Raw genomic sequence first — 24,002 nt, forward strand, 5'->3', positions numbered from 1 at the left:
ATCTAAGGGGATTTGGCATGAAAAAGATTCTCACCTCGCTTGCGCTGATCGGCCTTGTGGCCGCCGGCCTTGGGGCTACGGGCACCTGGGCGACCGCGGCCGAAGAGGCGCATAACGCGGCGGCGCCGACGCATTTCCCGATCAACGAACCGAAGGAAATGGAATGGAGCTTCACCGGCCCGTTCGGCACCTATGACAAGGCGCAGCTGCAGCGCGGCCTCAAGGTCTACAAGGAAGTCTGCTCGGCCTGCCATTCGATGAACCTGGTGGCATTCCGCACGCTTTCGGACCTCGGCTATTCCGACGCACAGATCAAGACGCTGGCGGCCGAGTACACCATCCATGACGGCCCCAACGACGCCGGCGACATGTTCGACCGTCCCGGCAAGCCGTCGGACCATTTCCCGGCGCCGTTCGCCAATGAGGAAGCCGCGGCAGCCTCGAATGGCGGCGCAGCCCCGCCCGACATGTCGCTGCTGGCCAAGGCGCGGGGCGTGGAGCGCGGCTTTCCGCAGTTCGTCTTCGACATCTTCACCCAGTATGATGCCGGCGGCCCTGACTACATCCACTCGCTGCTGACCGGCTACGACCAGACGCCTCCGGCTGGAATGGTCATCCCGGAAGGCACGCACTACAATCCGTACTTCATGTCCGGCGTGTCGCTGAAGATGCCCAAGCCGCTTTCCGACGGCCAGGTGACTTATGACGACGGCGCGCCGCAGACCGTCGACCAGTACTCCCGCGACGTCGCCGCTTTCCTGGCGTGGGCGGCTGAGCCGCATATGGAAGCCCGCAAGAAAACCGGCTTCCGGGTGCTGGTGTTCCTGCTCCTGTTCGGCGCACTGGTCTACATGACCAAGCGCAAGGTTTGGGAAGCAGTCGCGCACTAAGCCGCGCGGCCGGAGATTGAAGAAAGGGCGCCCGCGAAGCGCCCTTTTTGCTTGCCGAAGAGGCTGGCGCGTGAGGTGATCGCTTTGTTGTCGAACAAGCCGGTTGGCAGCGCGGCAGGCGATTGCTATTCGACGCCCCGACGGCGGCGAGGCTTTGCCGCCTATAGGGCGTTTGGGGTTCCATGATGCGGCTCAGCGACTGCCACAACTTCTCCGATTTCCGCCGCATGGCGCAGCGGCGGCTGCCGGGGCCGATCTTCAACTACATCGACGGCGCGGCGGACGACGAGGTCACCTATCGCCGCAACACCGAGAGCTTCGAAACCTGCGATCTCGTTCCCAACGTGCTGCGCGGGGTGAGCGAGGTCGACATGTCGGTGACCGTCATGGGCCAGAAGCTGGCGATGCCGTTCTACTGTTCGCCGACCGCTCTCCAGCGGCTGTTCCACCATCACGGCGAACGGGCGGTCGCCAGGGCCGCTGCAAAATACGGCACCATGTTCGGAGTTTCCTCGCTCGGCACGGTCAGCCTCGAGGAAGTCCGAAAAATCAGCAGCGGCCCGCAGGTCTATCAGTTCTACTTCCATCGCGATCGCGGCCTCAACCGGGCGATGATGCAGCGGGCGCGGGAGATCGGCGTCGAAGTGATGATGCTGACCGTCGACAGCATCACCGGGGGAAACCGCGAGCGCGACAAGCGCACCGGTTTTGCGATTCCCTTCAAGCTCAACCTGGCGGGAATGGCGCAGTTCGCGATGAAGCCTGCCTGGGCGATCAACTATTTCACGCATGAGGCGTTCAAGCTGCCGCAGCTGGACGAGCATATCGACATGGGCGGCGGCACGATGTCGATCAGCCGCTACTTCACCGAAATGCTCGATCCGTCGATGACGTGGGACGACGTCGCCGAGATGGTGAGGCTTTGGCCGGGACCGTTCTGCCTCAAGGGCGTCATGTCGGTGGAGGATGCCAGACGCGCCGTCGAGATCGGCTGCAAGGGCATCGTGCTGTCGAACCATGGCGGCCGGCAACTGGACGGTTCGCGCGCGGCTTTCGACCAGCTCGCCGAGATCGTCGATGCGGTCGGCGACCAGATCGACGTCATCATGGATGGCGGCGTGCAGCGCGGCACGCATGTGCTAAAGGCGCTGTCGCTCGGCGCCAAGGCCGTCGGCGTCGGACGCTACTATCTGTTTCCGCTGGCGGCGGCGGGCCAGCCTGGCGTCGAACGCGCACTCGAACAGATGCGCATCGAGATCGAACGCGGCATGAAGCTGATGGGGTGCAGCTCGATCGAACAGTTGACCCGCCAGAATTTGCGTTTTCGGTGATGGCCATTGCTTCGATGCGAAAGATCGCAGCGCCGGCAGAGGCAAGCCCTTGGACGTATGTGCTCCTTTCGCCGGATGCGCTTGTCTCGGCCGCCACATCGCGCTAGCCGTTGTCGGTCGCGCCGGGATAGGATTTGGCGCTGCGCCATTTCACGCCTTTCCGCCGAAACTGGACCACCCGGAGCCGCCTCATGAAACCTTCGCTCGAAGACACGCTGCTGGCGGCGATCCGCACCATTCCGGACTATCCCAAGCCCGGCATATTGTTCCGCGACATCACCACGCTGCTGGGCAATGCGCGCGCTTTCCGCCGCGCCATCGATGAGCTGGTGCATCCCTATGCCGGCGAGAAGATCGACAAGATCGCCGGCATCGAAGCGCGCGGCTTCATCCTCGGCGGCGCCGTCGCCCATCAGCTCTCGGCCGGCTTCGTGCCGATCCGCAAGAAGGGCAAGCTGCCTTACGAGACGGTGCGCGTCGCCTACAGCCTGGAATACGGGCTGGACGAGATGGAGATGCACAAGGACGGCGTGTCGCCGGGCGAGAAAGTAATTCTGGTCGACGACCTGATCGCCACCGGCGGCACGGCGGAGGCGGCGGTGAATCTCCTGCGCCAGATCGGCGCCGACATCCTCGCCGCCTGCTTCGTCATCGACCTGCCGGATCTCGGCGGCCGCGCCAAGCTGGAAGCGCTCGGCGTGCCGGTGCGGACGCTGATCGGGTTCGAGGGGCATTGAGAGAACAGCTCTTCCTTCTCCCCCTGGGGAGAAGGAAGAGGCGCCTACTCCACCTTGACCAGCACGGCGCTCTCGAACTCCAGTACCTTGTCGCCGGTCGAATCGAAGGCTTCCGAGCGCAAGGTCAGCACCCGCCAGCCCGGACGTGAGGCGATCGGGCGGTGGGAAAGGGCGGTGCGGGTGAAGGTCACGGTCTGCCCGGCATAGACCGGCTTCAGCCATTTCAGGTTCTTGAAGCCAGGCGAGGGCCCGAATTCGGGCGTCGGGCCAGGGCCGGTCCACTCGGCGTCCATGCGGGTTTCGAGGTTGAGCTTCATCCAGGTGGCGGCGGTATGCCAGCCGGACGCACACAGCCCGCCCAGCACGCTCTTCTTCGCGGCATCCTCATCGACGTGGAAGACCTGGGGGTCGTATTTGCGGGCGAAGGCCTTGATCGCCTCGGCTTCGAACGTATGCGAGCCCAGCGTGACGGTGGTGCCGACGCGGAAGAATTCGTCCAGCATCATGCAAGGGTCCCTGCGGCATTGCGCGTGAGGAACATGACGGAATTCTCGAGCTCGAAGACGCTTTCGCCGCGTTGGTTGAGCAGCTCGCTGCGCATGGTCACGAAGCCGAGCTGCGGCTTCGATTTCGAAGGACGCTTGGCCAGGACGACGAGGCTGCCCTTGAGCGTGTCGCCGGCCAGCACCGGCTTCTTCCATTTGACCTGATCGACGCCGGGTGCGCCCTGGCAGGTCGAGTCCAGCAGGAAGGCATCGCATAGCATGCGCATGAACATGGCGCAGGTATGCCAGCCCGAGGCCGAGAGGCCGCCCAGGATGCTTGCCTTGCCGGCCTCCTCGTCGAGATGCATCGGCTGGGCATCGAATTCGCTGGCGAACTCGATGATCTCGGCCGCGCTCACCTGTTTGGTGCCGAGGTCGAACGAGGCTCCTTCGACGAAGTCCTCATAGGCCCATGTCTTTCCAGTCATGGCGTGGAATCCGGTTGCCGAACGCGCGATCCACATGGATCGGCAACCCGGATGCAGGCCGGACGGCGTTTGGTCAAGCCCTTTCTGGTGAGCCAGCCGCGGGCGCCCGGCCGGCCGTTGCGTCATAACCAGCCGCGGCGGCGGAAATACCAGAAGGGCAGGATCGCCGACAGAACCATCATGGCGATCGCGAACGGATAGCCGAGCTCCCATTTGAGCTCGGGGATGACGTCGAAATTCATGCCGTAGATCGAGGCGACCAGCGTTGGCGGCAGGAAGATGACGGCGGCGACCGAGAAGATCTTGATGATGGCGTTCTGCTCGATCGAGATCATGCCGAGCGTGGCGTCGAGCAGGAAGGAGATCTTCTGCGACAGGAAGGTGGCGTGGTCGGCAAGAGAAAGCACGTCGCGCGACAAGGTCTTGATGCGGGCGCGGACGTCCTTGCTCATCTTGGCCTGGGTCGCGACATGGGCGAGGAAGCCGGCCAGCCGCTGCAAGGAGATCAGGCTGTCGCGCACGGAGGAAGCGATGTCCTCCTTGCGGCCGATGCCCTTCAAGAGTTCCTGGAAATCACGGTTGCGCTTCGACACCTTGGTCGATCGCGCCTCGAAAATGTCGCGCGAGATCGCTTCGACGTCGCGGCCGGCGCGCTCGAGGATGTCGGCGAGCCGGTCGACGATCGCTTCCAGCAGGCCGATCAGGATGGTGTCGCCGCTGGTGCAGCCAGTCGCCACCTTCTCGGCGCGCAAAGGGAAGGTCTTGAACGCTTTCGGTTCGTGATAGCGCACGGTGACCAGCCTATTGCCGGCGAGCGCGAAGGTGACCGGCGAGATCAGGGGATCGTCGACGTCGGTCTGGGCGGGCAAGGTGGCGGTCATGAAGTAGGCGCCGTCCTCGATATAGAGGCGGCTGGAAATCTCGATCTCCTCCATCTCCTCGCGGGTCGGAATGGCGATGCCGAGCCAATTCTCGATTGTAGCCTCTTCGTCCTTGGTCGGATTGAAGAGATCGGCCCAGACGACCTTGTCGCCATTGGCCAGGAGATCGTCCGTGAGACGCAGGCGATCATTGTCCACGACGAAAGCCTTGATCATCGCCAGATCTCCTTGCCGGAAAGCGCGTTCGGATTGCTGCGTCGTATCGGATCGCACTAGCCTTCGTGCGCCGAGCCTGTGCCCGCCGCTTAGACTTGCGGCATGACAAAATCAAGACAAGCCGGACTTGGGGCCGACACCAGGGGCGCTCAGAAAAATTCGTCGAGCAGCCGGCAGCATGAAAGCTTCGACGGGTCGGGTCATCGACCGCGCTTCGGGCTTATCGTGGAGAGCAGGCCGGACCCGCGGGGGCCGGCCTGCGAATGCCCCTATCGGGCGCTCGGCAGGATCTGGTGCAGCACGATGGCCCAGACGGCGCCAAAGGCGATGGACGAGCCCAGAATGTACTGCACGATATCGGGAAGCGTCTTGACGAAATCCGGCGGCGCAAGCGTAGCAAACAGGGCCATCAGGATCGGCAGGCCGACGACCAGCATGTTCCTTTCCGTCAGCGGCGTGCCGCGCACGACGCGGAACCCGTTCATGGCGATGACGACGCAGAGCACGCCGAACACGCCGCCGATGACCGGGCCCGGGATCGAGGCGATCACCGCCGACAGTTTGCCGATCAGTCCGAACAGGACCAGGAAGATGCCTGCCGCGGCGAAAGCGGCGCGGCTGGCGATGCCGGTGATGGCGATGATGCCGGCATTCGACGAATAGCCGGTGACCGGCGTGCTGCAAAGCAGTGCGCTGACCAGGCAGCCGAGGCCTTCGCCGGTGGCGCCCCTGTCGAGCTGTTCATTCGACAGCGGCTTGTCGATAACGGCGCCGACCGCGAACCAGGTGCCGGTGGTTTCGGCGAGGACCACGATATAGACGATGAGCATCGTGAGCGTCGCCGAGAGCGAGAACGTCACGTCGAGGTTGAGGAAGGCGACGCGCGGCATCGAAAACCAGGTCGCCTCGGAGACCGCTCCCATGTTGAGTTGGCTCATGGAGGCGGCGGCCACGCAGCCGGCCACAAGTGCGATGATTACGGAGAGCAGGCGCAGCCAGGCGCCCTTCGCGCCGAGTGCCATGCCGGTCAGCATGCAGCCGACGAGCACCGCCGCCGCAACAAAGGCAAGGATGATATTGCCGCCGACGGTGGCAGTGCCGTGGACCGCGAACACGCTTTCGCGGAGTGCGACCGGCATCAGCGCGATGCCGACGACGATGATGATGGCGCCGCCGACGATGGGCGGAACAAAGCGGTCCACCAAGCGATGGAAGATTCCCGTGGGCGAACCGAGCAGCATGACCAGTATGGCGCCGGGAATGAGCGCTCCGATCACCGCGGAAAGACCGGCAATGCCGCCGCCGGCGCCGAAGGCGATAGCCAGCACCGCGCCGATCGGCACAAAGGACGGCCCCTGCACCACCGGCAGGCGCATCAGAAGCTGCGACTGGATCAGGGTGGCGATGCCCGCCGCGACGAAAGCCGACTGGATGAAGGCGCCGGCATCGCCCGCGCTGAAGGCCAGGACCGATGCGATGATGAACGGCACGATGTAAACATCCATCGCCAGCACGTGCTGGAGGCCGAGCAGGGCGGCCTTGCCCAGTGGCAGCGGATCGTCCGGCTGAGCAATCAAAGTGATTTCCGGTGCAGTGCGTTCCATGATGTCCCCTCTGGAATTTCCCGGCCGATCATGGGATCAGTCGGCGCCAAAGGACAGCGGCGCAAAGGTTTGCGAACTGTTTTCTTGCGCGCCATGCAATAACGGCCACACGCGCCAGCGCAACCGGAGCGATCCATGACAAGAGAGGCCTTCACGCTGCTTGGCACCGCCTTCCACACGCCGGAGCGCGGCCGGCTGGAGGTGCTGAAGGACCATCTGTTCAGCATCGATGCACAGGGACGGATCGCGGAGATTCTCGCACCCGGCCATCCCGAATACGCGGCGAGGAAGAGCGATGCCCGCCAGGCGGGCAGCCTAGTGGAGCTCGGCGAAGGCCAGTTCCTGCTGCCCGGCCTGATCGACCTGCACATCCACGCGCCGCAATGGCCCCAAATGGGCAAGGCACTGGACGTCCCGCTCGAGGTCTGGCTGCAAAAATATACGTTTCCGCTCGAGGCGCGCTATGCCGACACCGGCTACGCCCGCGAGGTCTATGCCGACCTGGTCGACAATCTTCTCGCCAACGGCACCACCACGGCGCTCTATTTTGCCACCGTCCATGTCGAGGCCAGCTTGGCGCTTGCCGAGATATGCCTCGAAAAGGGCCAGCGCGCTTTGGTCGGCAAGGTGGCGATGGACGATCCCGAGCAGTGCCCGTCTTTCTATCGCGATGCCGACGCGGCAAGCGCCATTTCCGACACCAGACGCTTCATCGAGGCGGTCAGATCGTTGGATACCGGCGAAAGACCGCTGGTCCGGCCGGTGATCACGCCGCGCTTCATCCCCAGCTGCACGGATGCGGCGCTGCAAGGCCTGGGCGAACTCGCAACGGAATTTAGCTGCCACGTGCAGACACATTGCTCGGAGAGCGATTGGGCAAGGCAATTCGTCGAGACGCGCTTTGGCTGCACCGACGCGGCGAGCCTCGACGGTTTCGGCCTGCTGACGCGCCACACCATCCTGGCGCATTCGAACTTCATCGACGGGCGGGATATGGACCTCATCAAGGGGAAGGGGGCTGGGGTTGCGCATTGCCCGCTGTCCAACTTCTATTTCGCCAATGCGGTGTTTCCGCTGCGCGACGCGCTTGACCGGCACATGCATGTCGGGCTCGGGACGGACATTTCCGGCGGCTACAGCCCGTCGCTCTTCGACGGCTGCCGGCATGCGCTGTCAGCCTCGAGGACGCTGCAGAGCGGCGTCCATGCCGGCATGGACGCAGCGCAGCGCGGCGCGCCCGGCGCGCCGATCACGCATCAGGAGGCGTTCTGGCTGGCCACCGCCGGCGGTGCCGAAGCGCTCGACCTGCCGACGGGCAGCTTTCGCGTCGGCCATGAATTCGACGCGCTGCTGATCGACACGACGGCGAAGGCCTCGAACATCCACATCATCCCGGCGGACGACACGCTCGACGATGTCTTCCAGAAGATCGTGCTCAACGCGGCACGCGCCAACATCGCCACGGTGTGGGTGAGCGGAAGGACGGTGGCCGGGCAGTAGCCACGTCGCAGTCGCAGATCTGGCCCTATGCGCGCGATGGTTCCTCGGTAAGAGATTGTTTTTGCACCTTCAGCAACATGTCCTTGGCAGCGATCACCGCGCCGACCGTGATCAGGACGCAAGCGAGCGCAACAGACCAGTGAAAGATACCGAATCCGGCCAGCAGCAGCACGATCACCGAGAACAGCGGCGCGGCATAGGAAAGCGCGCCCAGGATCATGATGTCTCCATGCTTGCAGCCATAGTCCCATGCGTAGAAGCCGGCGCCGAGCGGTATCACGCCTAGAATGACGATAGCGCTCCATTGCGTCATTGTCTGCGGCCAGACAGTGATCTCGAGCGCGAGATGGAGAGTGAAGGCCACGGCCGCGGTGATCAGGCAGTACACCGCCACCACATCGGTCGGCACCTGGCCGAAACGGCGCGACAGGACGGAATAACCGGACCAGACGAAGGCGCAGAACAGGGCAATGACGTGGCCCGGCTTCACGCCGTCAGCAAGGCCCACGCTGCCGCCTTTGGTGATGACGACGATGGCACCCGCCAGGCCGAGCATCACACCGGCTATGTGGTGAGACCTCAGCCGCTCTCCCGGCAGGAAAGCGGCGAAGACGACGATCAGCAATGGCCAGAGATAAGCAATCAGGCTCACCTCGACCGGCGGGGCGGACTGGATGGCGAAAAAGTACGCGCAGTGATAGATGCACAGCCCTGCCGTGCCGATTGCCCAGACCTGCCATGGCTGCCGTAGCGACTTGAGCGCCGACGGGCGGACAATCCAGCTGGCCGCCCCGACTGAGCCTCCCAGCAGAAACGTCATTGCCGCCAATTGAAAGGGCGGGATCGGCCCTGCGGCGGTCGACAGCAGCGCGAGGAACGACCAGGTCAGAATGGCCGAGAAACCGATCAGGGTCGGGATGGTCCTTTTCATATGGTCCCCTTCCGCGTTCACTGAGCCAATAGCGGAAAGGCCTAGCGAGGGCAGCCCGTGCACGGCCTTACCCTGTCGGGAATGCGACCCGGCCTGGTCTGTTCACACTCTGGCCTGTGGTCCCTGCGGAGATGACCGAAGGATCACGTATTAAACTTGAACAGCATGATGTCGCCGTCCTGGACGACATACTCCTTGCCTTCGTCGCGCGCCTTGCCGGCTTCCTTGGCCGCTACTTCGCCGCCCAGCGTGACGAAATCATTGTAGGCGATGGTCTGGGCGCGGATGAAGCCGCGCTCGAAATCGGTGTGGATGACGCCGGCGGCCTGCGGCGCCTTGGCGCCCTTGTGCACAGTCCAGGCGCGCGTCTCCTTCGGCCCGACGGTGAAATAGGTGATGAGCTGCAACAATTCGTAGCCGGCGCGGATCACCTTGTTCAGGCCGGGCTCGTCGAGGCCGAGCGAGGACAGGAATTCCATCTCTTCCTCGTCGGAGAGCTGCGCAACCTCGGCTTCGATCGCGGCCGAAATAACGACGGTGCGTGCGCCCTGCGCGGCGGCCATCTGCTCCACGGCCCTGGTGTGCTCGTTGCCGGTGGCCGCGTCAGCCTCGGCGACGTTGCAGACGTAGAGCACGGGATGTGAGGTCAGAAGGTTCAAGCCTTGCAGAATGCGCAGGTCTTCCGCCGAGATGCCGTTGAGCAGGATGCGGGTCGGCTTGCCTGCCTGCAGAAGCTCAAGCGCTGCCTCCATCATCGGCAGCACGGTCAAGGCTTCCTTGTCCTTGCCGGACGCGCGCTTGCGGAATTGCGCGATGCGGCGTTCGAGGCTCTCGAGGTCGGCGAGCATCAGTTCGGTCTCGACCGTCTCGGCGTCGGCGACCGGGTCGATGCGGCCCTCGACATGGGTGATGTCGTCATCCTCGAAGCAGCGCAGCACATGCACGATGGCATCGACCTCGCGGATGTTGGCGAGGAACTGGTTGCCCAGGCCTTCGCCCTTCGAGGCGCCGCGCACCAGGCCGGCGATGTCGACAAAGGAGATGCGGGTTGGGATGATCTCCTTCGACTTGCCGATCGCGGCGATCTTCTGCAGACGCGGATCGGGCACCGCCACCTCGCCGGTGTTCGGTTCGATGGTGCAGAACGGGTAGTTGGCGGCCTGCGCGGCGGCCGTCCTCGTCAGCGCGTTGAAAAGCGTCGACTTGCCGACATTGGGCAAGCCAACGATGCCGCATTTGAAACCCATTTTGTCCGGTCCTATCGGGAATTTGAGATTTGGTGAGGGCTATGGGCGATAGGGGTGATGAACGTCAAGCCCTGTAACGCCGTATGGACCCGAGCTCAGTCCTTGTTGCCGAACAGCTTCTTCAGCATGGCGGCCATCGGGCCGCTCTCCGGCAGCTTGGCGGGCGCCTGTTGCGGCCGTGCCTGTCGGATGTGGCTTTGCTGCTTGGGCGCCGGCTTTTCCGGTTCCACGCCGGCGTTGCCCTGAACGGCGAGGGCGGCCTTGTTCATGAAGCCGGATTCGTCGCCCTTGACGATCATCGCCGCGTTGTCGGCGACCGCGTCGAGCAGCGGGTCCAGCCAGTCGCGGTCGGTCTTGCCGAAATCGCCGAGTACATGATGCTGCACCATCTCCTTGACGCCGGGATGGCCGATACCGATGCGCACACGCCGATACGCGTTGCCGACATGGCCGTCGATCGAGCGGATGCCGTTGTGGCCGCCGGCGCCGCCGCCGGTCTTGATGCGCAGCTTACCTTCGGCAAGGTCGATCTCGTCGTAGAAGACGGTCAGCGCCCCGGGGCCGAGCTTGTAGAAGCGCAGCGCTTCACCGACCGACTGGCCGGACAGGTTCATGAAGGTCTGCGGCTTGATCAGGATGATCTTTTCACCGCCGAGCGTGCCCTCGGCGATCGATCCCTGGAATTTCTTAGACCAGGGCGAAAAGGAGTGGCGGCGGGCGATCGCGTCCACCGCCATGAAGCCGACATTGTGCCGGTTGGCGGCATATTTCGCGCCCGGATTGCCGAGGCCTGCAAAGACAAGCGGCATCGTCAGCTCCGGGCGTGAAAAAGTTACTTCTCTTCGGCGGCGGGAGCCGCCTCAGGTACAGCCTCGACCGTCTCTTCCGTCTCCGGCTTCATCGCCGACGAACCGGCGACGGTCGCGATGGTGAAGTCGCGGTCGGAGATGACGGGCTTGACGCCGGCCGGCAGCTTGACCGACGAGATATGGATCGAATCGCCGATGTCGGCGCCGGTGAGATCGACGGTAATGAATTCCGGGATCGCATTGGCCGGGCAGTGGAACTCGACCTCGTGACGCACGATGTTGAGCACGCCGCCGCGCTTGATGCCGGGCGACTTGTCCTCGTTGATGAAGTGGACAGGCACGTCGACATTGACCTCGGTGTCCTTGCCGATGCGCAGGAAGTCGACGTGGACAGGGAAATCCTTGACCGGGTCGAGCTGGAAGTCCTTCGGCAGGACCTGGATCTTCTTGCCGTCGACATCGATCGTGGCGATCGTGGTCAGGAACCCGCCGCCGTGGATCTTGTAGTAGATGTCCTTGTAGGTGAGAGCGATCGCCAGGGGAGGCTGCTTGTCACCGTAAATTACTGCAGGCACTTTACCGTTGCGGCGAACTGCACGGGCGGACCCCTTACCGACCTGTTCGCGCGCTTCGGCCTTGAGCTCGTAAGTATCGTGGCTCATGGCACTTCCTTTCGCGTTGTTCTGGAGCGTTTGCGGTTGGCAATCGGCCTGGACCGTAAACGTCGAAAGCCGCCGGGTGAGGCGGCCTTCCGCCGCGTTGCCTCCAAGGGTGTCTACGCGGGTGGCGGCTCTATAGCGGAAGGCGGCCGGAGGTGCAAGCCAAAGGCAGTCATCCAAAGGCAATGGTCCGGGACGGGACGCCTCGCCCGGCCGAAAGCGCTCGAGGCTTCACGCTGGCGCCGGTCCAAGGTTGTCACTGGAGCGTTCAGCGTCGATAGGATCGCCGACTCGCTCCAGTTCTTTATCTTAGGCAATTGCCCGGGAAGGCGCTACGCACTTTCTCCGGGAAAACCGCTGCACATTTTTCCTGGAATTGCCCTATCCGCGCTTTTCGATGACGCCATACAGCACGTTGCGGTTTTCGCCAAAGAACACCTGCGCCTCGACGGTGTTGCGGTCGACGCTGGCATTGATGATGTTCCACATGTCGGCCTCGGAGCGCAGCAGCAACACCCAGTCCATGAACGTTTCCCTATAGCCGGCGTCGGGATTGCCCTCGGCGTAGTTGGCAAAAAGGAACCTGCCGTTCGGCTTCAGCATCTGCAGGCAAGTCTTCGTGAGTTTCACGGCGACGTTGTGCTGGAGGTAGTCGTAAAGGCCGGAGGCGTAGATGAGGTCGAACTTGCCCAGCTTGTGGCCCCTGGTGAGCACGGTCCGCACCGAGCCGTCGACGGCCTCGACCGCGGTGCCCTGGAAGTCTCGCGCGATCAATCCAACGCTCTGGGGATCCTGATCGAGCGCAACCCAACGCTTGAGGCGGCCCTCAGCCAAGGCGGTCGAACGATTGGCCTCGCGCAAATGACCGGCGGCGATCGCCAGGACCTCGGCTTGCGGTCCGCTCTTGTCCGCCGTCTCGTCGACATACCGGGTCAAGAGATCGCGCCGTTCCCGCGCCGCCACGCAGGACGGTACGTCCTTGGTATGGCTGTAGAGTGCCTTCCCTGTGTCCGAGGCGCTCGCCACGCTTTCGGCCACGTGCGGATCACAATAGATGTAGTCAAGCAACTGCGCGTCGCCGGAATAGCCCCTGGGCTTGGTGAATGACCACCGGGTGAGCGGGTCCTGGAGAAAGTAGTCAAGGATCGGATGGTTCTGCGCCACCGGGATCAACGACTGCCAAACGTCGGGGTGAACCTTGGCCCGCAGGGCGTTGAGATAGGACAGCAGGCGACGAACGATCTCGGCAGGGTCTTTCTCTTCCTCGACCTGCTGGTGTGTCGCGTGGAGAATGAGCGCGAGTTCCGCGCGGGCGGTTTCGAACGCCTCGCCGTGATGCTCGGGCTTTCTTGGAAAACTGCCGGCAATCATCTCGGCAGTAATCAGGCTTTTGCCATCAAAGACACTTTGCACTCGAGCACTCCATAGTTAACAGTCAGTTAACTTATTGCGTACAATGCTCGATTTGCCAATGTCGTCCCGAACGCATTTTAACGGTATGCTTAATTTCCCGCCAACCATGTTCGCGCGTTAAAACCCACCGCATTGGATTCACGGCCTGAATTAACCGAAATTTGTTTCGCGCCGTTGCATTGTCGTGCGAGGTGCGCAGTCGCCGTCGCGTCCAAGGAGTTGGCCCGCGTGGGGGCAGAAGCCAAAAAAGAACTTGGAACGCAAAATCCCCTTCAACCAGGATTTGTCGAGAGCGAACGCGTGTCATCCAGACTGGCCGACATGGCGCATGTAGAGCCGTACGAAGCCCGCTACGAGCCGGGGCCCGACGAGCTCCGCGTCCTTTACCGAAGGGAAGCCCAGGCGAAGCGAAGACTGGAAGCCCGGCCTGGGCTTTGGATCGCCGTGGCCATCTATCTCCTGTTTTCGGCAACGGATCTGCTGCTGATCCCGGACGTGGCGGCCTATACGATCATGGCGCGCTTCGCCGTCGGCGTGACCGCGCTGTTGATCCTGGAGGCGCAACTTCGCCGGGGAGTGGCCACGGAATGGCTCGACGTGACTTGCGCCGGGGCCATCATTTTCGGCTATATCGGCTGGTTGTTCCCGGCCTTTATGAGCGCGGACAAGGAAAGCGTCGCCTACTATATGGTATTCGGCACCATCTTCATGATGAGTGCAAATCTATTCTTCACATTCAGTTTCAATCTATCGATCGTGACATCAACCATCATCATGTGTGTCTTGTATGCCGTGAATTACTTTGTGCCCGCCACGGTAACATACAAGATGGTATTTGGCGCCTTCTACGTTTCATGTTTCACATTCACGTCCTATGTGAACTGGAAGCTGAACGAGGAGCGTTACAACGTCTTCCTGAACGCGCTGGAAGCCAAAATCCAGCACAAGGAAGCCACCGAACGCGGCAAGGCCCTGCTGCGGCTGTCGCGGACCGATCCGCTTACGGGTCTGGAGAATCGACGGGCGATCGATGAAAAGCTCAGGGACTACTGGGGGGAGTGGCAAAGGGTCGGTACCAGTTTCGTGGCGATGCTCATCGACGTGGACTTCTTCAAGAAGTTCAATGACTGCTACGGCCACCAGGAAGGCGACCGTTGCCTTATCCATGTCGCCAATGCCCTCCGGGATATGATCAGGGAATACAATGGCTCGATCGGCCGCTACGGCGGTGAAGAATTCATCGTCCTGGCCCGCATGGAGAACAAGGATCAGATCATAGATATCGCGGAAGCCATTTGCCGCACCGTCGAGAACCTGGCGCTTACCCACGAATTGCGGCGCGACGGTATCTCGGTTGTGACGGTAAGCGTTGGCGCTGCATTCACCAGGACGCAGACCGGTGCCAAGCTGGAGAAGATCATCCACGAGGCCGATCGCGCACTCTATCTCGCAAAGGCAGGCGGTCGAAACTGTGCCCGGCTGTTCGACCCAACCGATCCCCAGAGCAGCGACGAGAGCGAGAACATTGCGGCTTTGCTGAAGATCGCGATCGGCCAGGATCTCGTTTCACTCGTTTATCAACCTATCCAGGATGTCGCGACGGACCGGGTGGAAGCGGTGGAGGCCCTGATGCGCCTCAAAATGCTGGACGGCACATCGGTTCCGCCGAGCCTGTTCATTCCCGTAGCGGAGCGAACCGGCGCCATCCTGGAACTCGGGCGCTGGGCCATCAGGACTGTTTGCGCCGAGCTCCTGGCGCACGATCATGTGCGCGTGGTCAGCGTCAACGTCTCTCCGATCCAGCTCAAGACGCCCGGCTTCGCGGCGTCGGTCGCGACCATCCTGGGCGAGACCGGCGTCACCGGCAACAGGCTGGCCTTCGAGATCACCGAGGGGCTGGAGATGGAGATGCATTCGGACATTCTTCGCTGCATCAGCGACCTGAAGCTGCTGGGGATCAAGATCTGGCTTGATGATTTCGGCACCGGCTTCGCTGGCCTCTCGTGGCTTCGCCTGATCGATTTCGATACGGTGAAGATCGACCGCTCCTTCCTTCACGACTGCGCCACCCCGAACGGCAAGGCAATGCTCCAGGACATTGTCGCCCTGGTCCGAAACCGCGGCCACAAAATCCTGGTCGAAGGGGTGGAAACGGACGAGCAGATGGCTCTCATGCGCGAATTCGGCATCGACAAGGTCCAGGGTTTTCATGTCGGCCGTCCCGCTCCGGCCGGGAGTTTCCAGGTTAAACGGACCGTCAAGCGCCCATTCACCGTGCTGAAATCCGCCTGATCAGTCTTGGCTCAGGTCCCGCCGACCCGCACGGCGGGTCGTCGATTTGATCCTCGCCCCGCACAATTCACCGTCGGAACGGCTGCCAGGCGCGGGTGTGGCCAACGATCGCTCGTCAACGCCGCGCACAGCGGCTGGATCTCTCGGTTCAGGCATCGAGTTCGGCCAGCGTCCGGTCGGGGTCTCATTCGAGCGTTGCAGTGGACGGGCAGCTTGCGGCGGCGGTCGGGTCGACCTGGATCTGTCGCTCGTCGGCCTGGCGTCCGAGAATGGCGACGCCCTTGGCCGGAACCGCGCATCTGCCGAACCACTGAAGGGCGCTGCGGCGCAAACTCAATCTCCCTATTCCGCCAGTTTTGAAATCTTCTCGCTCATTTAATTCTACAAAATCGGTAGTCTTAATGAATAAGGACCGCGAGGAGAGCCCGATGACGAACAAGCTGGTGGTGGGAATATCCGGCAACCTGACCCGCCCATCGAAGACCAAGGCCTTTATCAGCCACATCGCCGGCGAGACGGCGAACCGCATCGGGGCGACCTCGGCTATATACGACATTGAAAATCTCGGTCCGTCGTTGCCGGCGGCTCGGCGCCTCGGCGATCTCGATCCTGCGGCCCGCGCCATCATCGAACAACTGGTCGGCGCCGACGTGCTGGTCGCGGGGTCGCCGACCTTCAAAGGCAGCTATACCGGGCTCTTCAAGCATCTGTTCGATCTGCTCGATCCGTCGTCGTTGCGCGGGAAACCGGTCATCCTTGCCGCGACGGGCGGCGGCGAACGCCACTCGCTGATCGTCGAACATCAGCTGCGGCCGCTGTTCGGTTTTTTCGAGGCGCTGACCGTGCCGACCGCAATCTACGCATCGGACAAGGATTTCGCCGACGGCGTCCTGGTGTCGGAGGCCATCCATGCCCGCGCCCGGCAGGCGGTTGCCGAGGTTTCCCGCGTCGTCGGGACGGCACGCAGCGTCGGCCTCGCCGCCTGAACTCCAAATGGTTTTCGAACAAAGGGACCCAGCCATGACCATCAAATCAAGACAGATCAAGCTCGGCGCCTTTCTACCCGGTGGCGGCCAGCATGTCGCCGCCTGGCGCCATCCCGACGCTCCGGCCGACGGCGCGACCAATTTCGAGTTTCACAAGCAGCTCGCGCTGACCGCCGAACGGGGCCTGTTCGATGCCTATTTCCTCGCCGACAACCTGACGGTCGGGCTTGGCGCCCGCGAAGGCGGCAACGCCAAGATCGCGGGTTTCGAACCGGTGACGTTGTTTGCGGCGCTGGCGCCGCTGACGACGCATCTCGGATTCATCGCCACGGCCTCGACCACCTATGAGGAGCCCTACACGCTTGCCCGTAAATTCGCCTCGCTCGACCTCTTGTCGAATGGCCGGGCAGGCTGGAACGTCGTCACCTCGGCGGGCGACGACACGGCGCGCAACTTCAACCGCGACATCCAGCCCAACCATGCCGAGCGCTACGCACGAGCGCATGAGCATGTCGAGACGGTCAAGGCGCTGTGGGACAGCTGGGAGGACGACGCCTTTATCCGCGACAAGAAAACGGGCCGCTTCTACGACAAGGACAAGCTTCACGACATCGACCACAAGGGTGAGCATTTCAGTGTCAAAGGGCCGCTCAACGTGCCCCGCCCGGTGCAGGGCCACCCCGTGGTCGTGCAGGCGGGCCAGTCCGAGGATGGGCGCAAGCTCGCGGCCGCCTCGGCCGAGGTCATCTTCACCGCGCATCAGAACCTTGCCTCCGCGCAGGAATTCTATCGCGACATCAAGGCCCGCGTGGCGGCGGCCGGCCGCGATCCCGAACAGGTGCTGATCATGCCGGGCGTGGCGCCCTTTGTCGGCCGCACCGAAGAAGAGGCGCGAGCCAAGTATCAGCAATTGAACGACCTGATCCTGCCCGAGGACGGCGTCGCGCTGCTCAACGGACTTGCCGGGCAGACGCTCGATCTCAGGGGCTATCCGCTCGACGGACCGCTGCCGCCGAGCCGCGAAACCGAAGGCATGAAGAGCCGCCAGGCGCTGATCCGCCAGATCGCCGACGAGCACAACTTCTCCATCCGCCAGCTCTATCAATGGGTCGCGACCGCACGAGGCCACTACACCGTGATCGGCAGCGCCATTCAGGTCGCCGACCAGCTGGAGGAATGGTTCAGCAACGAAGCCGCCGACGGGTTCAACATCCTGCCGCCATGGCTGCCCGGCGCGCTAGACGATTTCGTCGACCTGGTGGTCCCCGAATTACAGCGGCGCGGCCTGTTTCGTACCGCTTACGAGGGCAGGACGCTGCGCGAGCATCTTGGCCTCAAGCGGCCGCAGAACCCCTGGACGGTTGCCCGTTCGACCGTGCTCGCCGCCGAATGATGCGTTGAAGCGAAAGGCATGACGATGACTTTGCAGCACATTGAACGGCCGACGGGCATCGGCGCGCATGAAAACGGCAACGGGCTCGGCGCCGATATTCTGAGCCTGGCTGGCCGAACCCTCACGCGTCTGCTGTCGCGCTATGGCGTGCTTTTGGGGTTCCTGGCGCTTTGGCAGGCGGCGGCGAGCGGCGGCTGGGTCAATGCCGCGGTGTTGCCGCCGATCGACATGATCGTCGTAGCGCTCTGGAAGGGCCTCGCCGGGGGCAGCCTGCTCGGCGACATCGCCATCAGCCTGCAGCGCGCCGGCCTCGCCTTCGCCGCGGCGGCTACGGTCGCCATCCCGCTCGGCCTCGTCATGGGTCAGACCCGCAGCGTCGAGACGGCGCTCGATCCGATCCTGCAACTGTTCCGGCAGACCTCGGCCCTGGCGCTCTATCCCGTCTTCATCCTGCTTCTGGGGCTAGGCGAAGCCTCCAAAGTGTTCGTCATCTTCTGGGCAACGCTGTTTCCACTGCTGCTCAACACGATCAGCGGCGTCAAGGAGGTCGATCCGAAGCTGCTCGAAATGGCGCGCGTCTACGGCGCCCGGCGGCTGACCATATTCCGGCGCGTCGTGCTGCCGGGCGCCGTGCCTTCGATCTTCGTCGGGTTGAGGCTCGGCGCGACCACCGCGCTGCTGCTGCTGATTGCCTCGGAAATGATCGGCGCCAACAAAGGCATCGGCTTCCAGGTGATGAACGCGCAGTACAATTTCCAGATCCCGCTGATGTTCGCGTCGATCGTCATCCTGGCCGCGCTCGGCCTGATCGCGAACCAGGTGCTGGTCAGCCTGCAGCGGCGGCTTTGCCGCTGGAGCAGTTCCGCCGGCTGAACAGCCGCCCCCATCATCGTCATTTTTGAAAAGTGAAAGGCCGGATCATGACCATCACACGCCGCTCGCTGCTTCTGCGCGCCCCTCTTGCCGCCGGCATCATCGCCGTCGGGCTACCATCGATCGCGCGCTCGCAGGCCGCTTCCGTCAAGATACGCTATCTCGCCAGCCGCGGCAGCATCTCGCCGCATGAGCTTGCCGACCAACTCGGCTACTTCAAGGGCCTCGGCATCGAGCTCGAGAATGTCGGCTATGCCGGCGGCGGCCCGGAATCGCTGTTTGCGCTCGCCTCCGGCAGCGTCGACCTGGGTTCGGCCGCCACGCCGGCCGTGATCAACTCGATCGCCGGCGGCAACGACTTCGTCGCCGCCTATCCGAGCAACGGCATCAACAGCCAGGTCAAAAGTGTTTTCTATGTGCTGGAGGACAGCCCGATCAGGTCGATCGCGGACGTCGCCGGCAAGACGATCTCGGTCAACACGCTCGGCGCCCATCTCGACTACGCGGTGCGTGAAGCGCTGCACAGCGTCGGCCTGCCGCCGGACGCCGCCAAGCTCGTCGTGGTGCCCGGGCCGCAACTCGAGCAGACGTTGCGCTCGCATCAGGTCGATGTCGCCGGGCTCGGCTACTGGCAGGCGACTTTCGCCGGTGCCCTGGTGGCCAATGGCGGTGTGCGCGGCGTGTTCAACGACGCCGACGTGCTGGGCGAGATCGCGGGCGGCTTCATCGTGCTGCGGCGGGATTTCATCGCCGCCAATCGCGACGCCGCCAAGAACTTCGTCGAACAGTCCGCGCGTGCGGCCGACTGGTCGCGGCAGAATCCCGACGAGGCCCGCAAGGTGCTGGCCGAAATCCTCGACAAACGCGGCGAGAACGGCGAACTGGCGCGCTACTGGACGGGCTTCGGCCTGCGCGAAAAGGCGGTGGCGACCGACCGCGACATCGACTTCTGGGTGGCCGTGCTCGAGCGCGACGGTCGCCTGCCGAGAGGCAAACTCAAGGCTGCCGACATCCTCTACCGGCCAGGCGAAAGCAAGACCAATTGAGCAAGGAGGCACCCAGCATGGCCACAGCACGCGGCGAGGTCACGATCCGCGACCTGTCGAAGTCCTTTGCGCTCGGCGGGCGCTCGCTCGCCGTGCTGCGTTCGCTCAATCTCGACATCCGCTCCGGCGAGTGCCTGGTCATTGTCGGCGCCAGCGGATCGGGCAAGACGACATTGCTGCGCATCCTTGCCGGCTTAGAGATCGCCGATGAAGGCGCCGTTGCGATCGACGGCAAGCAAATAAAAGGCGTCAGCGCGGAGCGGGCGGTGATCTTCCAGGAACCGCGCCTGCTGCCGTGGCTGAGCGTACTTAGCAATGTCGCCTTCGGCCTCGAAGTTCGCGGCGTGCCCAAGGCGCAGGCCGAGCAGAGGGCGCGCTTCTACATAGCATTGGTCGGTCTTGCCGAGTTCAGCGATGCTTACCCGCGGCAGCTTTCGGGCGGCATGGCGCAACGCGTCGGCATCGCCCGGGCGCTGACGGTGCAGCCCGAAATCCTGCTGCTCGACGAGCCGCTCGGCGCCCTCGACGCCATGACCAAGATCTCCATGCAGGAGGAACTGGCGCGCATCTGGAGCGAGGAAAACGTCACCATGGTTATGGTCACCCACGACCTGGAGGAGGCGATCTATCTCGCCGACAGAGTGCTGATCCTGCCCAAGGAGAAAGGCGGCGCGGCGCGGCTGATCACCGTCGACCTGCCGCGTCCCCGTGACCGCAGCGAAAGCCGCTTCGTGCGGCACCGTGAAGAGTTGCTGCGCGAATTCGGCCTGCACTGAGGCCTCGACGCGCTCGCACGTGTCGAGGCGCTTTCCCAGGCTAGGCCTTTCGTGCTTCCTTCATATTGGGCAGGAACACCGTCAACAGGCCCAGGAACGGCAAATACGAGCAGATCTGGAAGACGAAGTCGATGCCCTTCATGTCGGCCACGATGCCGAGCACGGCTGCCGCTATGCCGCCGACGCCGAAGGCGAAGCCGAAGAAGATGCCGGCGATCATGCCGACGCGGCCCGGCACCAGTTCCTGCGCGAAGACGACGATGTTGGAGAAGGCCGACGACAGGATCAGGCCGATCAGCACCGTCAGCACCATCGTCCATTCCATGTTGGCGTAGGGCAGCGCCAGCGTGAAGGGCAGCACGCCGACGATGGAAAACCAGATCATCGCCTTCTGTCCGTAGCGGTCGCCGAAGGGACCGCCGAGCAGGATGCCCAGCGCCGAGGCGCCGAGGAACAGGAACAGCATGACCTGCGACATCTGCACCGAGACGCCGAACTTATGGATGGCGTAGAAGGTGTAGTAGCTGGAGAGGCTGGCGATGTAGGCGTTCTTGGTCAGCACCAGCAGCGTCAGCACGGCCAGCGCGCCCATCACCTTGCGGCGCGGGAAGGGCGAGACGAAACTGGACGTCTTGCGGTTCGCCTGTGTGGCGCGCAAGCGGCTGTACCACCCGCCGACCTGCCACAACACGACGATGCCGATAAGCGAGCCGACGGCGAACCATGAAATGCTGGTCTGGCCGAAAGGCACGACGATGAATGCCGCCAGCAGCGGTCCCATGGACTGGCCGAAATTGCCGCCGACCTGGAACAGCGACTGCGCCAGGCCGAAGCGGCCGCCTGAGGCGAAGCGGGCGATGCGCGAGGATTCCGGATGGAAGATCGCCGAGCCGATGCCGATCAGCGAAGCGCCGATCAGGAGCAGCGTGTAGTGGCCGGCATAGGCAAGCACGATCAGGCCGATCAGCGAAGAGGCCATGCCGTAGGGCAGGGAATAGGGCATTGGCCGCTTGTCTGTGATCATGCCGATCACCGGCTGCAGCAGCGACGCGGTCACCTGGAAGGTGAAGGTGAGAAGGCCGATCTGCCAGAAATCGAGGCCGTAATTCTCCTTCAACAGGGGATAGATGGCCGATAGCAGCGACTGCATGATGTCGTTGATGCAATGGCAAAAACTCACCGCCAGGATGACGGTGAAGGCCGTCGCCTGGGCTGAAGCATGGCTGGCGGTCGCGGGAGGGGCGACGGCTGTCGTATCGGTCAAGGCAGCTCCGTAGTCTTTTTGGCGGGCATACCCGCGGGCAAGCTGGCGGACGCTCCTGCGGCCGCCTTGGGAACGGATGGCTTATAGGCCGCTTGCGGGACGACTTCTTTCGTGGTTTGGTCCAATAGTTTCGCAAGTGGGCCATAGCTTATGCCGCACGGCAGGGAAATTTTTCACGCTGGTAGTGCCGACCTCGAGCAGTTGCACGAGCGTCGCTGGCTATGGCTGGAGCAAGTGGCCGGGCCGGCGGTGGCGTTACCGACCGAATATCCCGACGGCTACCATGTGCCGCGGCACCGCCACAGCCGCAGCCAGTTGCTGCATGCACTGGTCGGTGTCGTGCTGGTGACGACGCGGCACGGGCGCTGGATGGTGCCGCCCGATCACGCCATGTGGATTCCCGCGGGCACCGAGCATTCCGTCGAGATGCTGGGCGATGTCTCGATGCGCTCGGTCTATGTCATGCCGGGAGCGATCCCCGGACTGCCGGAAGGCTTGCGCGTCGTCGGCGTCACCGACCTGATGCACAGCCTGATCGTGGAATCGGAAAAACTGCCGCAAGGCGGCGTGCTGGAAGGGCGTGGCGGGCTGATCATGAATCTCCTGCTGCACGAAATTCCGACTTTGCCGGAGCGGCCGCTTGGCCTGCCGTTCCCCTCCGATCCCAGGCTGGCGGCGCTGTGCCGGCGTTTCGTGGCGGCACCGTCGCCGCGCGCGACGATCGACGAGTGGGCGGACGCCGCCGGCATGAGCCGACGCTCCTTCACGCGCGCCTTTCATCGCCAGACCGGACTGTCGCTATCGACATGGCGCCAGCAAGCATGCCTGTTCGCGGCGCTGCCAAGGCTCGCCGATGGCGAGCCGATCACCCGGGTGGCGCTCGATCTCGGCTATGACAGCGTGCCGGCCTTCATCACCATGTTCAAGCGCATGCTGGGTGCCTCGCCGCGCGGCTATATGCGCGGCGCGCGAGATGCCGGCGAAAACCCGCGGCGCATAGGCGGTCCGATCGCCGCTTGAGGCATGCCGATGGCATCAAGCTGATGCGGCAACCCTCGGTCTAAGGTCCATTGCAGGAGCACTGATTGCACGTTGTAATCTGTTTTGCTGCGCTACGCGCCCGCCGGGATCGACAATTAGTCGAACAGGCTCGACACCGATTCCTCGGTTGCCGTGCGCGAGATGGCTTCGCCCATCAGGTCGGCGATCGAGATGACGCGGATATTGGGGGCGTCGAGCACGCCCTGGGTCGGCTGGATGGAGTCGGTGATCACCAGTTCCTGCAGCTTGGAGCCGCTGATGCGGGCGACCGCGCCGCCCGACAGCACACCATGAGTGATATAGGCGGTGACGCTGGTGGCGCCGTTGGCCAGCAGCGCATCGGCGGCGTTGCACAGCGTGCCGCCGGAATCGACGATGTCGTCGATCAGCAGGCAGTCCTTGCCGGCGACCGCGCCGATGATGTTCATGACCTCCGATTCGCCGGGACGCTCGCGGCGTTTGTCGACGATGGCGAGCTGTGCGTCGAAGCGCTTGGCCAGCGCGCGTGCACGCACCACGCCGCCAATGTCGGGCGACACCACGACGACGTTGCCGAGCTGCTTGTATTTCGCTTTCACATCGCGGGCCATGACCGGCACCGAGAACAGATTGTCGGTCGGAATATCGAAGAAGCCCTGGATCTGGCCGGCGTGGAGGTCGAGCGTGAGCACGCGGTCGACCCCGGCGCGGGTGATCATGTTGGCGACCAGCTTGGCCGAGATCGGCGTGCGGCCGGAGGCGCGGCGGTCCTGCCTGGCATAGCCGAAATAGGGGATCACCGCCGTGATGCGCTTGGCCGACGAGCGCATGAAGGCGTCGATCATGATGAGCAGTTCCATCAGGTGATCGTTGGTCGGAAAGGAAGTCGACTGCAGGATGAAGACATCCTCGCCGCGCACGTTTTCCTGGATCTCGACGAAGATTTCCTGGTCGGCGAAGCGCCTGACACTGGCTTTGCCCAGCGGGATGTTGAGATAGCGGGCGACCGCCTCGGCCAGCACCCTGTTGGAATTGCCCGCGAAGAGTTTCATGCACCGTTCCTGGTGGAGGATGGAGAGCCCCAACAGACTCGCCTACGCCCTTTAACCGGGCTTTTAGCGGCCCGCGCGGCTATTGCAAGCACCGTGATTGGAAATCCGC

23 protein-coding genes are annotated in these 24,002 nt (G+C 63.5%); 11 read left to right on the plus strand and 12 right to left on the minus strand.

Annotated features, from left to right (window positions below; genetic code table 11):
• Positions 1-17 precede the first annotated feature (17 nt).
• The 3 genes from LB545_RS06635 (at position 18) to LB545_RS06645 (ending at position 2,958) form a co-directional block, all read left to right on the plus strand.
• Positions 18-890, plus strand: coding sequence for a cytochrome c1 (locus LB545_RS06635; protein ID WP_224704683.1), 873 nt, complete (start codon positions 18-20; stop codon positions 888-890).
• A gap of 185 nt (positions 891-1,075) precedes the next feature.
• The gene (locus LB545_RS06640; protein WP_140496428.1) at positions 1,076-2,221 is read left to right on the plus strand and encodes an alpha-hydroxy acid oxidase; all 1,146 of its coding nucleotides are present in this window, start codon (positions 1,076-1,078) and stop codon (positions 2,219-2,221) included.
• A gap of 191 nt (positions 2,222-2,412) precedes the next feature.
• Positions 2,413-2,958 (plus strand): adenine phosphoribosyltransferase, encoded by a 546-nt coding sequence (locus tag LB545_RS06645; RefSeq protein WP_140496033.1) that lies wholly within the window; start codon positions 2,413-2,415, stop codon positions 2,956-2,958.
• Between the two features lie 44 nt (positions 2,959-3,002).
• On the opposite strand, the gene LB545_RS06650 is transcribed toward LB545_RS06645, so the two are convergent.
• From LB545_RS06650 to LB545_RS06665, 4 genes are all read right to left on the minus strand, one after another.
• Complete coding sequence (locus LB545_RS06650) at positions 3,003-3,464, minus strand: MaoC family dehydratase (protein WP_140516910.1); 462 nt, start codon at positions 3,462-3,464, stop codon at positions 3,003-3,005.
• Entirely contained in the window at positions 3,461-3,931 is a 471-nt protein-coding gene (locus LB545_RS06655) for a MaoC family dehydratase (protein WP_224704684.1), read from the minus strand. Before LB545_RS06655 ends, LB545_RS06650 begins: the two co-directional genes overlap by 4 nt.
• A 122-nt stretch (positions 3,932-4,053) precedes the next feature.
• Positions 4,054-5,028 (minus strand): magnesium/cobalt transporter CorA, encoded by a 975-nt coding sequence (gene corA / locus LB545_RS06660; protein WP_140516906.1) that lies wholly within the window; start codon positions 5,026-5,028, stop codon positions 4,054-4,056.
• A 269-nt stretch (positions 5,029-5,297) separates the two neighbouring features.
• Complete coding sequence (locus tag LB545_RS06665) at positions 5,298-6,632, minus strand: uracil-xanthine permease family protein (RefSeq protein ID WP_140556094.1); 1,335 nt, start codon at positions 6,630-6,632, stop codon at positions 5,298-5,300.
• A gap of 135 nt (positions 6,633-6,767) precedes the next feature.
• Here LB545_RS06665 and guaD point away from each other — a divergent pair, with 135 nt between their 5' ends.
• Positions 6,768-8,132, plus strand: a complete 1,365-nt coding sequence (guaD, locus tag LB545_RS06670; protein ID WP_140556092.1) for a guanine deaminase — start codon at positions 6,768-6,770, stop codon at positions 8,130-8,132.
• A gap of 25 nt (positions 8,133-8,157) precedes the next feature.
• Here guaD and LB545_RS06675 read toward each other — a convergent pair whose 3' ends face one another.
• The 5 genes from LB545_RS06675 to LB545_RS06695 form a co-directional block, all read right to left on the minus strand.
• Positions 8,158-9,063 (minus strand): DMT family transporter, encoded by a 906-nt coding sequence (locus LB545_RS06675; protein WP_140524960.1) that lies wholly within the window; start codon positions 9,061-9,063, stop codon positions 8,158-8,160.
• Positions 9,064-9,206: 143 nt separating this feature from the next.
• A complete protein-coding gene (gene ychF, locus LB545_RS06680) occupies positions 9,207-10,310 on the minus strand; it encodes a redox-regulated ATPase YchF (RefSeq protein ID WP_140496027.1) in 1,104 nt (367 codons plus the stop codon).
• A gap of 95 nt (positions 10,311-10,405) precedes the next feature.
• Positions 10,406-11,119 carry an aminoacyl-tRNA hydrolase gene (gene pth / locus LB545_RS06685; protein WP_140556090.1) on the minus strand — a complete coding sequence of 238 codons (714 nt, stop codon included), beginning with the start codon at positions 11,117-11,119 and terminating at the stop codon, positions 10,406-10,408.
• A gap of 23 nt (positions 11,120-11,142) precedes the next feature.
• Positions 11,143-11,781: a 50S ribosomal protein L25/general stress protein Ctc gene (locus LB545_RS06690; protein ID WP_140556088.1), complete on the minus strand. Its 639-nt coding sequence runs from the start codon at positions 11,779-11,781 to the stop codon at positions 11,143-11,145.
• Between the two features lie 378 nt (positions 11,782-12,159).
• Positions 12,160-13,191 carry a class I SAM-dependent methyltransferase gene (locus LB545_RS06695; RefSeq protein WP_140556087.1) on the minus strand — a complete coding sequence of 344 codons (1,032 nt, stop codon included), beginning with the start codon at positions 13,189-13,191 and terminating at the stop codon, positions 12,160-12,162.
• Positions 13,192-13,512: 321 nt separating this feature from the next.
• Between LB545_RS06695 and LB545_RS06700 the strand changes: the two genes are divergently transcribed.
• Positions 13,513-15,483 carry a putative bifunctional diguanylate cyclase/phosphodiesterase gene (locus LB545_RS06700; protein ID WP_140556205.1) on the plus strand — a complete coding sequence of 657 codons (1,971 nt, stop codon included), beginning with the start codon at positions 13,513-13,515 and terminating at the stop codon, positions 15,481-15,483.
• Between the two features lie 184 nt (positions 15,484-15,667).
• Here LB545_RS06700 and LB545_RS06705 read toward each other — a convergent pair whose 3' ends face one another.
• Positions 15,668-15,814, minus strand: a complete 147-nt coding sequence (locus LB545_RS06705) for a hypothetical protein (protein WP_181168390.1) — start codon at positions 15,812-15,814, stop codon at positions 15,668-15,670.
• 97 nt (positions 15,815-15,911) lie between these two features.
• Between LB545_RS06705 and msuE the strand changes: the two genes are divergently transcribed.
• Genes msuE through LB545_RS06730 form a run of 5 tightly spaced genes read left to right on the plus strand, consistent with a single transcriptional unit; the run spans position 15,912 to position 20,557 of the window.
• On the plus strand, positions 15,912-16,469 hold the full coding sequence (gene msuE, locus LB545_RS06710; protein ID WP_140556085.1) for an FMN reductase: 558 nt from the start codon (positions 15,912-15,914) through the stop codon (positions 16,467-16,469).
• A gap of 34 nt (positions 16,470-16,503) precedes the next feature.
• Positions 16,504-17,862 carry an LLM class flavin-dependent oxidoreductase gene (locus tag LB545_RS06715; RefSeq protein WP_140524905.1) on the plus strand — a complete coding sequence of 453 codons (1,359 nt, stop codon included), beginning with the start codon at positions 16,504-16,506 and terminating at the stop codon, positions 17,860-17,862.
• A 24-nt stretch (positions 17,863-17,886) separates the two neighbouring features.
• Positions 17,887-18,735: an ABC transporter permease gene (locus LB545_RS06720; RefSeq protein ID WP_140496422.1), complete on the plus strand. Its 849-nt coding sequence runs from the start codon at positions 17,887-17,889 to the stop codon at positions 18,733-18,735.
• 47 nt (positions 18,736-18,782) lie between these two features.
• Positions 18,783-19,781, plus strand: coding sequence for an ABC transporter substrate-binding protein (locus tag LB545_RS06725; protein WP_140496021.1), 999 nt, complete (start codon positions 18,783-18,785; stop codon positions 19,779-19,781).
• A 17-nt stretch (positions 19,782-19,798) separates the two neighbouring features.
• On the plus strand, positions 19,799-20,557 hold the full coding sequence (locus LB545_RS06730; RefSeq protein ID WP_140556083.1) for an ABC transporter ATP-binding protein: 759 nt from the start codon (positions 19,799-19,801) through the stop codon (positions 20,555-20,557).
• 40 nt (positions 20,558-20,597) lie between these two features.
• Here LB545_RS06730 and LB545_RS06735 read toward each other — a convergent pair whose 3' ends face one another.
• On the minus strand, positions 20,598-21,821 hold the full coding sequence (locus LB545_RS06735) for an MFS transporter (RefSeq protein WP_140666080.1): 1,224 nt from the start codon (positions 21,819-21,821) through the stop codon (positions 20,598-20,600).
• A gap of 150 nt (positions 21,822-21,971) precedes the next feature.
• Here LB545_RS06735 and LB545_RS06740 point away from each other — a divergent pair, with 150 nt between their 5' ends.
• Positions 21,972-22,841, plus strand: coding sequence for an AraC family transcriptional regulator (locus tag LB545_RS06740; protein ID WP_140556082.1), 870 nt, complete (start codon positions 21,972-21,974; stop codon positions 22,839-22,841).
• A 116-nt stretch (positions 22,842-22,957) separates the two neighbouring features.
• Here LB545_RS06740 and LB545_RS06745 read toward each other — a convergent pair whose 3' ends face one another.
• Entirely contained in the window at positions 22,958-23,893 is a 936-nt protein-coding gene (locus LB545_RS06745) for a ribose-phosphate pyrophosphokinase (protein WP_019860650.1), read from the minus strand.
• Positions 23,894-24,002 lie beyond the last annotated feature (109 nt).

The sequence above is a fragment of the Mesorhizobium sp. BR1-1-6 genome (genome assembly GCF_020165355.1).
GTDB lineage: Bacteria > Pseudomonadota > Alphaproteobacteria > Rhizobiales > Rhizobiaceae > Mesorhizobium.

Bases quoted from the DNA above. Each gene is read 5' to 3' on its own strand.
- LB545_RS06635 (WP_224704683.1), top strand. From the start codon at position 18: ATGAAAAAGATTCTCACCTCGCTTGCGCTGATCGGCCTTGTGGCCGCC.
- LB545_RS06640 (WP_140496428.1), top strand. From the start codon at position 1,076: ATGCGGCTCAGCGACTGCCACAACTTCTCCGATTTCCGCCGCATGGCG.
- LB545_RS06645 (WP_140496033.1), top strand. From the start codon at position 2,413: ATGAAACCTTCGCTCGAAGACACGCTGCTGGCGGCGATCCGCACCATT.
- LB545_RS06650 (WP_140516910.1), bottom strand. From the start codon at position 3,464: ATGATGCTGGACGAATTCTTCCGCGTCGGCACCACCGTCACGCTGGGC.
- LB545_RS06655 (WP_224704684.1), bottom strand. From the start codon at position 3,931: ATGACTGGAAAGACATGGGCCTATGAGGACTTCGTCGAAGGAGCCTCG.
- corA (WP_140516906.1), bottom strand. From the start codon at position 5,028: ATGATCAAGGCTTTCGTCGTGGACAATGATCGCCTGCGTCTCACGGAC.
- LB545_RS06665 (WP_140556094.1), bottom strand. From the start codon at position 6,632: ATGGAACGCACTGCACCGGAAATCACTTTGATTGCTCAGCCGGACGAT.
- guaD (WP_140556092.1), top strand. From the start codon at position 6,768: ATGACAAGAGAGGCCTTCACGCTGCTTGGCACCGCCTTCCACACGCCG.
- LB545_RS06675 (WP_140524960.1), bottom strand. From the start codon at position 9,063: ATGAAAAGGACCATCCCGACCCTGATCGGTTTCTCGGCCATTCTGACC.
- ychF (WP_140496027.1), bottom strand. From the start codon at position 10,310: ATGGGTTTCAAATGCGGCATCGTTGGCTTGCCCAATGTCGGCAAGTCG.
- pth (WP_140556090.1), bottom strand. From the start codon at position 11,119: ATGCCGCTTGTCTTTGCAGGCCTCGGCAATCCGGGCGCGAAATATGCC.
- LB545_RS06690 (WP_140556088.1), bottom strand. From the start codon at position 11,781: ATGAGCCACGATACTTACGAGCTCAAGGCCGAAGCGCGCGAACAGGTC.
- LB545_RS06700 (WP_140556205.1), top strand. From the start codon at position 13,513: ATGGCGCATGTAGAGCCGTACGAAGCCCGCTACGAGCCGGGGCCCGAC.
- msuE (WP_140556085.1), top strand. From the start codon at position 15,912: ATGACGAACAAGCTGGTGGTGGGAATATCCGGCAACCTGACCCGCCCA.
- LB545_RS06715 (WP_140524905.1), top strand. From the start codon at position 16,504: ATGACCATCAAATCAAGACAGATCAAGCTCGGCGCCTTTCTACCCGGT.
- LB545_RS06720 (WP_140496422.1), top strand. From the start codon at position 17,887: ATGACTTTGCAGCACATTGAACGGCCGACGGGCATCGGCGCGCATGAA.
- LB545_RS06725 (WP_140496021.1), top strand. From the start codon at position 18,783: ATGACCATCACACGCCGCTCGCTGCTTCTGCGCGCCCCTCTTGCCGCC.
- LB545_RS06730 (WP_140556083.1), top strand. From the start codon at position 19,799: ATGGCCACAGCACGCGGCGAGGTCACGATCCGCGACCTGTCGAAGTCC.
- LB545_RS06740 (WP_140556082.1), top strand. From the start codon at position 21,972: ATGCCGCACGGCAGGGAAATTTTTCACGCTGGTAGTGCCGACCTCGAG.
- LB545_RS06745 (WP_019860650.1), bottom strand. From the start codon at position 23,893: ATGAAACTCTTCGCGGGCAATTCCAACAGGGTGCTGGCCGAGGCGGTC.